The sequence below is a fragment of the Neobacillus sp. CF12 genome (assembly GCF_030348765.1).
GTDB lineage: Bacteria > Bacillota > Bacilli > Bacillales > Cytobacillaceae > Neobacillus.
On record NZ_JAUCEU010000007.1, the window covers coordinates 2,561,846 to 2,574,818 of the forward strand.

14 protein-coding genes are annotated in these 12,973 nt (G+C 35.9%); 8 read left to right on the top strand and 6 right to left on the bottom strand.

Annotated features, from left to right (window positions below):
* The first annotated feature begins 157 nt into the window (after positions 1-157).
* Both QUG14_RS12130 and QUG14_RS12135 read left to right on the top strand, forming a co-directional pair.
* A complete protein-coding gene (locus QUG14_RS12130; RefSeq protein WP_289340800.1) occupies positions 158-1,510 on the top strand; it encodes a hemolysin family protein in 1,353 nt (450 codons plus the stop codon).
* A gap of 128 nt (positions 1,511-1,638) precedes the next feature.
* Positions 1,639-1,818 carry a hypothetical protein gene (locus QUG14_RS12135; protein ID WP_289340801.1) on the top strand — a complete coding sequence of 60 codons (180 nt, stop codon included), beginning with the start codon at positions 1,639-1,641 and terminating at the stop codon, positions 1,816-1,818.
* Between the two features lie 68 nt (positions 1,819-1,886).
* Here QUG14_RS12135 and QUG14_RS12140 read toward each other — a convergent pair whose 3' ends face one another.
* Positions 1,887-2,222 carry a hypothetical protein gene (locus QUG14_RS12140; protein ID WP_289340802.1) on the bottom strand — a complete coding sequence of 112 codons (336 nt, stop codon included), beginning with the start codon at positions 2,220-2,222 and terminating at the stop codon, positions 1,887-1,889.
* A 313-nt stretch (positions 2,223-2,535) separates the two neighbouring features.
* Here QUG14_RS12140 and QUG14_RS12145 point away from each other — a divergent pair, with 313 nt between their 5' ends.
* From QUG14_RS12145 to QUG14_RS12165, 5 genes are all read left to right on the top strand, one after another.
* Positions 2,536-2,826 carry a HesB/YadR/YfhF family protein gene (locus QUG14_RS12145; protein WP_289340803.1) on the top strand — a complete coding sequence of 97 codons (291 nt, stop codon included), beginning with the start codon at positions 2,536-2,538 and terminating at the stop codon, positions 2,824-2,826.
* An 86-nt stretch (positions 2,827-2,912) separates the two neighbouring features.
* The gene (locus QUG14_RS12150) at positions 2,913-3,323 is read left to right on the top strand and encodes a F0F1 ATP synthase subunit A (protein WP_483310722.1); all 411 of its coding nucleotides are present in this window, start codon (positions 2,913-2,915) and stop codon (positions 3,321-3,323) included.
* A 38-nt stretch (positions 3,324-3,361) separates the two neighbouring features.
* Entirely contained in the window at positions 3,362-4,060 is a 699-nt protein-coding gene (locus tag QUG14_RS12155; RefSeq protein WP_289340804.1) for an AtpZ/AtpI family protein, read from the top strand.
* 88 nt (positions 4,061-4,148) lie between these two features.
* Positions 4,149-5,405: a DUF445 domain-containing protein gene (locus tag QUG14_RS12160; protein WP_289340805.1), complete on the top strand. Its 1,257-nt coding sequence runs from the start codon at positions 4,149-4,151 to the stop codon at positions 5,403-5,405.
* A gap of 94 nt (positions 5,406-5,499) precedes the next feature.
* A complete protein-coding gene (locus QUG14_RS12165) occupies positions 5,500-6,576 on the top strand; it encodes a putative glycoside hydrolase (RefSeq protein ID WP_289340806.1) in 1,077 nt (358 codons plus the stop codon).
* 47 nt (positions 6,577-6,623) lie between these two features.
* On the opposite strand, the gene QUG14_RS12170 is transcribed toward QUG14_RS12165, so the two are convergent.
* Together QUG14_RS12170 and QUG14_RS12175 are read right to left on the bottom strand one after the other, a co-directional pair.
* The gene (locus QUG14_RS12170; RefSeq protein ID WP_289340807.1) at positions 6,624-8,033 is read right to left on the bottom strand and encodes a SpoVR family protein; all 1,410 of its coding nucleotides are present in this window, start codon (positions 8,031-8,033) and stop codon (positions 6,624-6,626) included.
* 88 nt (positions 8,034-8,121) lie between these two features.
* Positions 8,122-9,108 carry a M14 family zinc carboxypeptidase gene (locus tag QUG14_RS12175; RefSeq protein ID WP_289340808.1) on the bottom strand — a complete coding sequence of 329 codons (987 nt, stop codon included), beginning with the start codon at positions 9,106-9,108 and terminating at the stop codon, positions 8,122-8,124.
* 150 nt (positions 9,109-9,258) lie between these two features.
* On the opposite strand from QUG14_RS12175, the gene QUG14_RS12180 reads away from it, so the two are divergent.
* On the top strand, positions 9,259-9,513 hold the full coding sequence (locus tag QUG14_RS12180; protein WP_289340809.1) for a YhdB family protein: 255 nt from the start codon (positions 9,259-9,261) through the stop codon (positions 9,511-9,513).
* A 358-nt stretch (positions 9,514-9,871) separates the two neighbouring features.
* On the opposite strand, the gene QUG14_RS12185 is transcribed toward QUG14_RS12180, so the two are convergent.
* From QUG14_RS12185 to QUG14_RS12195, 3 genes are all read right to left on the bottom strand, one after another.
* Entirely contained in the window at positions 9,872-10,594 is a 723-nt protein-coding gene (locus QUG14_RS12185; protein WP_289340810.1) for an SDR family oxidoreductase, read from the bottom strand.
* 47 nt (positions 10,595-10,641) lie between these two features.
* Entirely contained in the window at positions 10,642-12,384 is a 1,743-nt protein-coding gene (locus QUG14_RS12190) for a phospho-sugar mutase (RefSeq protein WP_289340811.1), read from the bottom strand.
* A 144-nt stretch (positions 12,385-12,528) separates the two neighbouring features.
* Positions 12,529-12,915 carry a YhcU family protein gene (locus QUG14_RS12195; RefSeq protein WP_289340812.1) on the bottom strand — a complete coding sequence of 129 codons (387 nt, stop codon included), beginning with the start codon at positions 12,913-12,915 and terminating at the stop codon, positions 12,529-12,531.
* Positions 12,916-12,973: the final 58 nt, after the last annotated feature.

A 12,973-nucleotide genomic window follows, 5' to 3' on the forward strand; every position in this document is an offset into this window, starting at 1 on the left:
TAATTGACTATAATTATTTTTAAATTTAGAATTCACAACAAATCTAATGATGGTAAAATCGTCATAACGAAATCCCTTTTGAATGTAACGAGTTAATTTTTTTAAATTACTAGGAGGTGACTCCTTAACTCGTATTTAACGAGCTAAGGGAATTTATTTGGACATATTTAACTTGGTTTTAATAGCCATTTTAATTGCATTAACTGCTTTTTTTGTAACTTCAGAGTTTGCTATTGTAAAGATTCGAAGTTCAAGAATTGATCAGTTAATTGAGGAAGGTAATTCGAGTGCGATTTCAGCAAAAAAAGTAATTTCAAACTTGGATGAATATCTTTCAGCCTGTCAGTTGGGAATTACCATTACAGCCCTTGCTTTAGGTTGGATTGGGGAATCAACCATTGAGCATATGCTCACTCCCCTTTTTAATGGACTAGAAATTCCAGAAGGTGTTTCCCACATATTATCAATTGGGATTGCATTTGCGACCATTACATTTTTACATGTTGTCGTTGGAGAACTGGCACCTAAAACATTGGCTATACAGAAAGCTGAACTGATTACTCTAGTCATGTCACGGCCTCTAATTCTCTTTTATAAAGTGATGTACCCCTTCATTTGGTTATTAAATGGGTCAGCACGAATCGTTACGAGTATTTTTGGTCTTAAGCCTGTTTCTGAAAATGAAATGGCACATACTGAGGAAGAGCTTCGAATTATCCTTTCAGAAAGCTATAAAAGTGGTGAAATTAACCAATCTGAGTTTAAGTATGTAAATAAAATTTTTGAGTTTGATAACCGCATAGCCAAAGAAATAATGGTTCCTCGGACTGAAATTGTTTCACTTTCTAAAGATGATACACTGGATACTTTTCTCCAAGTTATCCGTGAAGAAAAATATACGAGATATCCCATAATAGACGGTGATAAAGACCATATTATTGGTCTAGTTAACATTAAGGAAATGGTTACAGATTTAATTAGTAAAGAAACGCTTTCAACCAAAACGCTTGAGCATTATACCCGTCCGATTATAAGGGTTATTGAAACCATACCAATCCATGACCTACTTGTAAAAATGCAAAAGGATCGGATGCATATGGCTATATTAATGGATGAATACGGCGGTACATCTGGTTTAGTGACAGTAGAAGATATCCTTGAAGAGATTGTTGGTGAAATTCGTGATGAATTTGATTCAGATGAAATTCCAATGATACGGAAAATTAAGGAGAACCACTATATTATCGATTCGAAGGTTTTAGTAACAGAAGTAAATGATCTGTTAGGGGTCGATATCGATGATGAAGATATTGACACCATCGGCGGTTGGATATTAACTGAAAATTATGAAGCAAAAGAAGGGGACTCCATCCATCATGAATCCTATAACTTTAAAATACTGGATATGGAGGAACACCACATAAAATATATTGAGGTAACAAAGAAAGTAAAAGATGAAGAATCCAATTCAAAAAATATCCCCTTGTCTCAAACAGAGGTACTATCTTAATAATTGGCCCTTACAGAGCAGACCATTTTTGGTCTTTTTTTTTGTAATATTTTTGTAATAATCCTTCTGAAAATCCAATCACCATCCCCCTTGAAAACATATTCTACAGTAAAGGGGGGAAACGAACGATGGAATTAATTTTATTATTCTTAGCTGCTATACTTTCTGGATTTGTATTAATGAGTGTTGAACTGGTATCATTTTTAAGCTTCCTAGGTCCAATTTTTGATATCGTAGGCTCATTAACAATGATTGTTTTTTCTTTAGCATTTATCTTTAAAGCTCTTAAAGCATTATTTGGCAAGTAATTCGGAAGCGATTACAATCTTATGAAATTAGAAGATCAGATTATTACATCTGATCTTTTTCTTTTGTGTTACCTATTTTTTATAATAATAATTTCTTCTTCTGCTTTGGCTAATTTAATTAGGTGTGAATCTAGGCGGCGATTAATATGTTTAATATCCTCCCCATTTCCTAATTTTTCATTTAAGTCTTTAACGACAGTGCTCTGTACGTCTTCAATGCGCTGTAGTGATTCTTTAATATCTGACAAGTCTATCTGGTTTACCTCTACCCGATGTTCTATGCTATCCATCTGCTCCAATCGAGAAAGTCTGTGTTCAATATTTTCTAAGGTTTTATTAAAAGTATGAATTAATGTTTTAATATCGGAAATGTTCTCAGTCAATTTATCAAGTTTATGTTCCATAATTACTAACTCCCTTTTCGTTATAAATCCATTTTACCACCTTTAACATTTTATATATGTTACAAATTCCGAAACAATATTGAGCAGTTTATATATTATTTATTATTTACCTTTCATAATGTTTATTGCGGAAATTTGAACATTTTTTTAATTAGTGCATTTATCGGATATCCTTGTGAAAAATATCACATGCATTTTTATCAAAAAGCCTTAATCTAATTACATAAGAAATGAAATTATTTCTTTTAATTTTTCCAGGTTTTCAATCTTAGTTATGGATATTACCCATTTTAAAAAGGTTGGTGTATATTATATGTTGATTACTATTGATGAAAAAGCTGCAATGTGGTTTACCAATGAATTTGAGATCAATACAGTAAGAATGTTTCCGCAATATGATGGTTTTGGTGAAAAGAACAAGGGCTTTAGCCTTGCTTTTTCAGCAGAGGCACCATCAAATATTGGCTTTACCAAAGAGATAAATGGTATCAACTTCTTTGTAGAAGGAAATGATGTTTGGTTTTTCGAGGACACTGAAACAAGCCTGTCCTTTAACGACGAGGTAAATGAAATTCAAATAACTTTTAAGGAAACTTTCGCGTAAACTAGTTTTCCTCAATTATAAATTAGGGCAGCCATAATAAATGGCTGCCCATTTTCCTTTATTAATACTATTCCAATCAATATAAATTGTATAACCAACTATATATTATTATTGTTAGTAACCTTGCTAACTGGACTATTCTGAAAATTAGCCTCACGATCATTGCCTACACCCACTTCATCGACTTTCGTCTTCACGGTTTTAAACACTGCTTGCTTAGTTTCTTCAAACCATTAAAAGCCTTATTTGCAATCAATATTTTAGAACAATTTGCGACAACCTTAACGTTAGGGCTTAGATTATTTGGTAATATTTATGCTGGAGAGGTAATGCTTACTTTACTGGCTGGCGCTGTAACTCAGGGATTCGGTGTTGCTGTATTGGCCGCCCTCCAATGCTCATTTGGCAGGCTTTCTAAGTCTTTATTGGTGCTATTCAGGCTTCATATTTGTTACACTTACTATGGTTTACATTGCTCACCTCTTACCATAATATAAAAGGTAATAAAAATGGAAAGGAGTGAATTATCTTCTTAATGAAAACCCTTTCATTAAATATGGTTTTTGGATTAACAATCGCCTTAAGCATTTTTGGATTTTATAAACTAGGTGCTTTCTTAGATGTCCGCTTCGGTTTTCATCCTTGGTTAACCGTTATTTTTACATTTATTGGAATCTGGATTGGAGGACTTACTGGATACGTTATGTTTCAAAAGTATTTTAACAAACAAGAAGATAAGAATTCCACCGTTGAAAATGTTTCAAAAAGAGAACAGATTGAAGCTAAAAACTACCCAATCATTGATGTTACAATGGATCAGGTTCGGCAGGCAGTGAGACAATTCTCTGATAATTTGCCGAAGGGTGTATACCGTACCATCCTTGCTCCTGACGATAACAGCATTGATTTCAACCAACTAGCAACTATTTTAGGCGGGATTCCTTCTAAGAAGTATTATATGTCAAAAGAGACCTATGATCTTTTTGAGGAAAATGAAAAGAAGATTCCCGTTGAAATGGACATGATACAAAAAGCAGTCGACTTGTATGTAAAGGAACGGAAGGAATATCCAATGCTCCAATTTGACCCCCATCGGAGGGTTAACATTTACTTGTTGGTTCAAGAAAAATATCTTAAATCTGAACCTGAAACACAGTTTTATATTACTGAATTGGATGGACTCATAACCCATATTAAACCTGAAAAAAGAAAAGTGAAGAACTCCTCTCAATAAAATGAGGAGTTTTTTTTTGCTTTTTTTGGTGATATTGAGATAATAGCAATAAACAACCATATTTTAGTTAAAAATGAGGGATTTAAAGATGTCGAGAAAAAAGAATAAATCGAAGCATATTGCGACGATATCTCTAGCTGTCATGGGAGTAGGATTTGTAGCAACCATCCCTTTTCAAGATTCCCTTTGGGGAATAATTCTTCAAGGGGGCTTTGAAGCAGGATTGGTTGGTGGTCTTGCCGATTGGTTTGCAGTAACTGCATTATTTCGTCACCCTTTAGGTTTGCCAATACCACATACTGCACTTTTACCAAAAAATCGGAAAAGAATTATCTCTGCCATTATTTCTATGCTTGAAAATGATTGGCTCACAAAAGAAAGTATTAGAAAGAAAGTATCAAGCATTCAATTTCCCGAGAGGCTATTTAAAATAGCCGAGAACGCATTAACAGGCGAGCCAGTGAAAAATGGCACGATTAAGCTAATTCAACATTTACTATCTTCTGTTGATAGTAAAAAGCTTGCTCCGGTAATTGAAGGAGAATTAAAAGGAAAGTTGCAGGATTTGAATACGAGTAACTATCTTCCTCTCGCCATTGATCAATTAATTCAGCGGAAATATGATGAAAAAGCACTTGATTTTGTTCTAAAGGAAATTGATGATTGGTCCAAAAAAGAGACTACAAAAGAAAGACTGGGCAGGATGGCCGTTGACGCCCTGGAAAATATTAAAGCAGATGGTTTTATGCAATTTGCTTTAAAGTCATTTACAAATATTGTAAATGAAGATAAGCTAGGTAGTATTATTACTGGCCTTATCCAAAAAGGTGTAGGCAGTTTCAAAGACCCATTTAATCACAATAGACAAACGTTACTTTTTCATATCAACACTAAGCTTCAGGATATCAAAACCGATGAAAACCTATCCTCCGAGTTAAACAATATCAAGGATCAATTGATTGCATCGTGGGACCTAGAGAGTAAAATCATCGAATTCATAGACCAGCTAAAAGATAAAGCCTCAGCACTCATCGTGTTACCTGGCTTTTACGAGGGCTACCTCCTTCCTCTTTTATCTCAGGCACTTGAAAGCCTTAGGAAGGATGAAGAAAGAGTACATGCAATCGATCTCTGGATTAAGCAGCAAATCTCCACGTTTGTTGACAATAATCATGCGAAAATTGGGAAACTCGTTGAAGAAAATCTCGAAAAACTCGATAATAAAACACTCATTGATATGATTGAAAACAATGTTGGTAAAGACCTGCAATGGATCCGAGTAAACGGAGCCGTCTGCGGATTCATGATAGGACTCATCCTTGTGGGATTAAAATTAATTTTTTAGTAACGGGCTATCTTGATCTTCAAGATAGCTTTTTTTTATAAAAATCACCATTAATGCACAATCTAGTAGGAATAAATAACAAAGGAGCGATGTTATGAGAAAATATTTACTCACCCTTTTCGTAATCCTACTAACCTTCAGCCTTCCATTTCATCAAATAGTACTAGCTTCTAAGCCTTTTCCAGAACCCATCAGAGGTATCTATGTTAATGCTCCCAATACAAATAAACCCTTGTTCAACCAATTACTTTCACTCGTCAACAAGACCGATTTAAACGCAATGGTCATTGATATTAAAGATGACCAAGGTTATTTAACCTTCATCCCTTCAAAAAATTCACCATATTACCCAGTAAGTCGTCCATATATAAAGAATCCTTCTTCTCTTATGAATACATTAAAGGTCAATAAAATTTACTCTATCGCGAGAATTGTTGTCTTTAAAGACAATGTTTTAGCAAATAAAAATCCAAGTCTATCGTTTAGGAACACTAACGGGTTATGGAAAAATGGACGGGGAGATTCTTTCACGAATCCCTTTCTTAAAGAAGTTTGGGATTATAATATAGGGATGGCTATAGAAGCTGTAAAATTAGGATTCAAAGAAATTCAATTTGATTATGTACGATTTCCTGAGAAGTTTGAAAAAGTGGAAAACCAACTTATCTACGATAAATCAGCATTTCAAGGGAATAGGGTTTCTGCGGTAAGCGAGTTTGTAAGATATGCTAAAGAAAAACTCAAGCCCTACAATGTTAAGGTTTCAGTTGATGTATTTGGAAATGCGACCGTCATTCCCGAAGCAAGTGGAATAGGACAGAATTTCACTAAGATAGCTCAAAATGTAGATGTTATTTCCGCTATGATTTATCCTAGCCATTGGACATCAATATTCGGCATTCATAAACCTGATTTACAGCCATATCACCTCGTTGAGGGCTATGCCAAAGTGGAAAATGTCCGGCTAAGACAAATCACCAACCCGCCAATATCCCGGCCTTGGTTACAGGACTTTACCGCATCCTGGCTAGGAACAGGCAACTATAAGGTTTATGGAAAGAAAGAAGTCGAGGATCAAATCCGCGCTTTACATGCACAGGGAATCAATGAGTACTTATTATGGAATGCAACTAACAACTATACGGCAAACGTTGATTATACACCCTTCTAATCCATACAAAAAGGCAGCTATTCATTGTTTGAATAGCTGCTTGTCGTTTATAAATACTTCCGGTGAACGCCTTTTCCATCATAGGAAAACAACATTCTTCGGTCCTCGATCATGGTCTCAATGTGACAAGGTCTTCCCCACAATTGTTGAATATAAGGCAATACCTTCTCCAGATATTTCACATCTAATTCTACGCCCTCATACCAATGCTTTAGATAAAGTTCGCCGTTCTTCAAATAGTCGCCATCATTGACTGTAATGTACGGGAACCCTCCATTCACACGCATATTAACCAACTGGTCACGAATATGTTCCCATTGTTTATCAACAATCTTATAATCCCTTCCCTGTTTTTGGAAAAGATACATATCTTCTCTCATCACGAGGTCTTTATTTAAATAATTTCGTAAAAAAGAAATATCCGATTCAACTTCACGAACTTCAAACATTTTTTCTCGGCCAGAACCTGGCTGAACTCCTCTTCTTATCATCTCATCAGTTGGATTATTATATCGTTCTTCAATATCCTCAAATATCTTAATGCCCAGATAGTATGGGTTTATTCCTGTTTTTGAAGGCTGTACAACACCAGCATTTAATTTTGCGAACTCGATTGCTTCCCCACTCGTTAAGTCCATCTCTCTGATGATTCGTTGGTGCCAATAAGAAGCCCAACCCTCATTCATAATTTTCGTTTCAAGCTGTGGCCAAAAATAAAGCATTTCCTCACGCATCATTGTTAAAATATCTCGTTGCCAGTCCGTAAGTTCTCGGCTATATGTCTCGATAAATAATAATAAGTCCTTCTCGGGTTTCGGCGGAAATTGTTTTTTCCTCGGTTGATTTGTTGCTTTTTTATCCTTTTCATCTAATTTCCATAAATCGTCGTATGGGCTTGCAGCCTGCTGAGGTTCATCTTCAAAATCATCTTCTAGTGACCATGTAAGCTTTGGTCTCATAAGTGAAGGGTCAATATGTTCATCGATTGCCAACACTGCATCAAGGAATGTCTCAACTTCTTTTTTTCCAAATTGAATTTCATAAAGACGAATTCTTTCTGCTGTTGCTGCCATGCTTTCAACCATATCACGCTTGGTATTTTGAAAACGAACATTATTCTTAAAGAAATCACAATGGGCAAGTACATGTGCAACAATTAATTTATTTTGTATTAGTGAATTCGAATCTAATAAGAAGGCATAGCACGGATTTGAATTGATAACGAGTTCATATATTTTACTTAGTCCTAGATCATAATGAAGTTTCATCTTATGAAACTGCTTTCCAAAACTCCAGTGTGAAAATCTGGTAGGCATTCCATAGGCACCAAAAGTGTAAATGATTTCTGCTGGGCAAATTTCATATCTCATAGGATAAAAATCTAAACCAAAGCCTCGTGCAATTTCGGTAATTTCACTAATTGCATATTCAAGAGCTTTGCGATCGTCCCCATTCATCGCCATTCCCCCTTTTCCTCTTACCACAATGTATGAAGAAAAACTGGGAATGATGAAACAAGATGTAAAAAACAACAAGTCTACCTGCTTATTTTCGATTTTTCAAACTCTTTGCTTCATTAGCCAGGGTTAGTCCAACATATTTATTTTTTTCCCATTCTGACTCAAAGATTGACAGAGGCGGGGAGGTTTCCCCAACAAGCGGGCTAATTTCTATTGTCATTGCTGGGCGATGATATTTTGTAATAAACCAATCGGTAAACCCTCCTCCAGTAGCCTTTTTAGGAGGTTTACTAAGCTTATATCCGGTCAACCCTGATATTTTTTTTGCAATACGTTTATCTCGACGAAGATGTTTGCCATTATGATAATTCCAAAAAACCTCTCTGCCTGCTGAATGGTATGCAACAGCAATCTCGGGATTTATTTTCCGAATGAATTTTGTTAATGCCTGAACTTCATTCGCCTCCATAGGCTCCTTTCCTTTATAAAATTGGAAAGAAGGGGAATTAGGTTGTTTATCTAACTCTTTCCAGCCTGCAGGATATTGTCGATTTAAATCCACTCCTAGCCCATTTGCTTTCCAACGTTCGAAATTTTTGATTTCATCATTCATTGTAATTAGACGTTGTTGGTGTTTATTCGGGAACTTATTTAGTGCATTTTGCTGAATGGCTACGCCATCTGGATTGAGCATAGGAACAAACCAGATAGAAACATCGTCTAATATATCTGTAGAAACGCGTCCAAAATTGGTTTTATTTTGATAAGCATCCGCATACATCTCAAGTTTCTTCATTAAAAGCATACTTGTTATCCACTCACGCCCATGGTGTGCCCCAACGAAAACGATATTTTGCTTGCCACTGCCAAGCTTAATTGCATAAATCGTTCTGCCAAAATGAGACTTTCCAATCCTTTTTACTTTTACTGAGTTATACGTATCATGAATTTTTGCAATATCACGTTCCATCCTTTCGTAGGAATAGGGTTGGTTTGTCCTAACAATCTTTGCATAAGAAACATCCTCAACTTGTAAGGATATAAACAAAAATAAAAATAGTATCTTCTTCATACGACCTCCACTTCTAAACAAATACCTTGCTTGTTATACAGGTAAAAGTTGAAAACAGCGTTATCTCGGCTTGTCCAACATTTTCTGTGAAAGTTATCTGCAAAATATCATAAAATAAACTCAACTCCTAGTAAGGAGGAGACAAAACAAATGAATAAAATGGATTACGATCGAGCCTTGTATTATACACATCGCTCTGAATGGGATAATTTACTGATACTCATGGTACGAACAAAAGATCAATTTTTATCAAAGAGGATTGAGCATTTCCTGCATGCTTATAACTTTGAACGTGATTATTCAGTAATTGAAAAAAGTTTATATTCGCTGCTTCGTTATATCGACCATGCTAACGAAACGGTGGAACATGATAATAATGAGTTACCGATGTATAGTCTTTCCTGAAAACTCAAGTGGATACAAAATTTGTTGAGAAAATATTTAACTACCGGACCAAAGAATTCCACCAACAAAAAAACGGCTTCCTAATCGGAGCCGTTTTTACTTATATTTTGGCTTTGTTATCTGGGTCTGTTGATTTGTGCTCCACTAAGGAAAGCTTCATTGAATAATCACCGCAGTGACAGGCGGTCTTTGCCTGTCACGAGGCACTTCGCTTTCCGCCGGCGGTACGGGGGGCCTCCTCGGCGCTGAAGCGCCTGTGGGGTCTCCACTGCCCCGTTCTCCCGCAGGAGTCTTCGTGCCTTCCGCAAAAATCTACAGAGTGCCAATATCAACATACAACGTTAACAAAGCCTATATTTTAAGCAATTGGATATTGTTGAACAAGTGGATGCAGAACGATCTCATCAATAAGCATATACTTTGGAGCAGAAGCCATATATACCACAGCGTTTGCAATATCTTCCACCTTTAGCCAATCTTGTTTTTCTGGTAAACCTTGTGTAGATTCAGCAAAATACGTATCAACCATTCCTGGGTTAATGGTACCAACACGAATACCATATTCACGCACTTCTTGTGCAACTGAACCAGAAAAGCCTTGGACAGCATATTTTGTAGCCGTATAAGCGGCACCGTTTGGAATGGTATATCTCGCAACATCAGAAGAAATGGTAATGATGGTACCAGATTTCCGCTCTTTCATGTGAGGCAAGACAGCTTTCGTAGCTAGAAAAACACCTTGTACATTTACTTCAAACACCTTTTTCCATTCTTCGAGTGAAACATCCTCTGTTAATTTAAAAAATCCAACGCCTGCATTATTCACTAACAAGTCAACTTGTCCATATTCATCAATGGTTTTCTTAACCACTTGATGTAAGTCTTCTTCCTTTGAGACATCAGCCTGAATTGGAAGTATATAAGCGAAACCTTTTTTCTTGAGTTCATCGGCAGTTTCAGATATTTGTGCTGAACTGCCAATGATCGCTAATTTCATTCCTTGCTCTGCAAGTTTTACAGCAATTTCTTTGCCAATTCCTCTGGATGCTCCGGTAACAATCGCTATTTGATTTTTTAGCATGTTTTTCTATCCTTCCGTGTTGAAGTTCTAAGAAGTTTTCTGAAAAATTAGTTCCCAGATACCATTTTGACTTTTTCTTCAACAAGATCCATAAAATTCTTTTCTATCTCGAGTAATTTGCTTCTGCTTTCCTCTAAACTTTTACTATTGACACCAAAATAGAATTTTACTTTTGGTTCTGTACCAGACGGTCTCAAGCAAACCCATGAACCATCTGTGAAGGTATATTTTAAGACATTTGATTTTGGTAAATCTATTTTGCTCTCACCACTAGCAGTTTGGCTAATTCCAGTTAGGTAATCCTCTGACATTGAAATCGTTAAATCACCAAGTTGCTTTATTGGTTCAGCACGGAAAGAAGCCAAAATGCGCTCAATCTGTTCCGCACCTTCTTTGCCTTTTAACGTTAACGATCTAAGACCTTCCTGATAATAACCATACTTTTCAAAAACTTGTAATAACCCTTCATAAAGTGACATGCCTTGTTTCTTATAATAGGCACAAACTTCCACAGCCAAAATGGCTGCTTGGACAGCATCCTTATCCCTTGCAAAATCTCCAATTAAATATCCATAGCTTTCCTCATAGCCAAATAAGAAAGTAAATTCTCCGGATTCTTCGTATTCCTTGATTTTCTCAGCAATAAACTTAAATCCAGTTAATACATCAAAACTTTTTAATCCGTAGGATTCTGCAATTTTTCTGCCAATTTCTGAGGTAACAATCGTCTTAAGCACAGCCCCATTTGCAGGCAATGTACCTTTGCTCTTTTTCTGTGTAAGTATGTAATCTAATAATAATGCACCTGTTTGGTTTCCCGTTAAAACAACATACTTACCCTCATGGTTAAGGACAGCAATTCCTAAACGATCTGCATCTGGATCTGTTGCAATTAGAAGATCTGCACCAACTTTTTTACCATCCCGAATGGCTAATTCAAATGCTGCATGTTCCTCAGGATTTGGGCTTTTCACGGTTGAAAACTCAGGATCTGGCAATTCCTGTTCCTTAACAACTGTAACATTGGTATAACCTAATGCTGATAATGCTTGGCGAACAGGTTTATTTGCTGTTCCATGCAAGGGAGTAAATACGATCTTTACATCGGTTTCTTTTGAAATGGAAGGATTCTCTGAAATCGTTTTTAGTTTTTCAATATAAGCTTGGTCAATCTCATCGCCTATTGTGTTAATTAACCCAAGTGCTCTGAGGTTCTCCTCCGTATCAACCTCTATCAATAATTCATTTTCTATTTCATTAACTTTCGTAATTACCTCGTCGGCTGCGGCTGGAGGAAGTTGACCGCCGTCAGAGCCATATACTTTATATCCATTGTACTCTGGTGGATTATGGCTTGCTGTAATCACAATTCCGGAAAATGCATTTAGATGCCGTAAAGCAAATGATAGTTCAGGAGTTGGTCTTAACTCGTCAAACACATAGGTTTTAATCCCTTTTGTTGCAAGTGTTTTGGCTGCCTCCATACAAAATTCTGGAGATTTATGACGTGAATCGTAGGCAATTACCACACCACGTTGTTTCGCTTCACTACCTTGTTCGTCTATGTATGTAGCTAGTCCAGCAGAAGCTTTACGAACCGTATAGAGATTCATCCGATTGGTTCCTACCCCAATTTCACCTCGCATACCACCGGTACCAAACTCAAGATTTTTATAAAAAACTTCTTCAAGTTGTTTTTCATCTTTTTTTATTTGCTCAAGTTGCTGCTTTAGTTCTTCATTTAAATTTGAAAACTCAATCCACCTATTTGCATTTTCTTTCCAATTCATCATTTTATCCTCCTTATTTCTCCATATTAATATTGTTTGAATTTCCAATAAACTTACACCTTCTTTTTATTTTATATTTTAAATCTATAAGTTCAAGGATAATATAAAAAAAATGTCTGCATTTGCAGACATTTTCTTTAGAAACTATACAAGTAGTTCATTTGCGGCTTTGATATAAATACTAAACACACTGTTTTTCATATTTCTTGCTTCTACGAATTGTTCAAACTCAAACGGAAAGAAAAGACCAAATTCTTGTAGGTTGGCAACATTTTTATTAAATAGTCCTGCATATTGCTCATCGAGAGTTGGTGACTCAAGTATGGAAACGACTGTTTGCATACTTGTCATCACTTGAAAAGCGTCCCTTAAGGTATTAAAGTCATCTGGTGTATGCAATACTTTTAATTGTTCAAACTCACTAATTTCCTTATCCGTAAAATAGAGTGGAAAAACAGTTGAATAGATATACCTCACAAGTCCACAAATTTCTTCTTCCTGGCCTGGTGTAGAGGCAAAAACAATTTTCACTTGTAACCCACCTTTGCGATAACAATAATTTATCGTAATATACATTAGAATAGCATAA

Coding starts and splice junctions, on each gene's coding strand:
- QUG14_RS12135 (WP_289340801.1), top strand. CDS start 1,639: ATGGAATTAATTTTATTATTCTTAGCTGCTATACTTTCTGGATTTGTA.
- QUG14_RS12140 (WP_289340802.1), bottom strand. CDS start 2,222: ATGGAACATAAACTTGATAAATTGACTGAGAACATTTCCGATATTAAA.
- QUG14_RS12145 (WP_289340803.1), top strand. CDS start 2,536: ATGTTGATTACTATTGATGAAAAAGCTGCAATGTGGTTTACCAATGAA.
- QUG14_RS12155 (WP_289340804.1), top strand. CDS start 3,362: ATGAAAACCCTTTCATTAAATATGGTTTTTGGATTAACAATCGCCTTA.
- QUG14_RS12160 (WP_289340805.1), top strand. CDS start 4,149: ATGTCGAGAAAAAAGAATAAATCGAAGCATATTGCGACGATATCTCTA.
- QUG14_RS12165 (WP_289340806.1), top strand. CDS start 5,500: ATGAGAAAATATTTACTCACCCTTTTCGTAATCCTACTAACCTTCAGC.
- QUG14_RS12170 (WP_289340807.1), bottom strand. CDS start 8,033: ATGAATGGGGACGATCGCAAAGCTCTTGAATATGCAATTAGTGAAATT.
- QUG14_RS12175 (WP_289340808.1), bottom strand. CDS start 9,108: ATGAAGAAGATACTATTTTTATTTTTGTTTATATCCTTACAAGTTGAG.
- QUG14_RS12180 (WP_289340809.1), top strand. CDS start 9,259: ATGAATAAAATGGATTACGATCGAGCCTTGTATTATACACATCGCTCT.
- QUG14_RS12185 (WP_289340810.1), bottom strand. CDS start 10,594: ATGCTAAAAAATCAAATAGCGATTGTTACCGGAGCATCCAGAGGAATT.
- QUG14_RS12190 (WP_289340811.1), bottom strand. CDS start 12,384: ATGAATTGGAAAGAAAATGCAAATAGGTGGATTGAGTTTTCAAATTTA.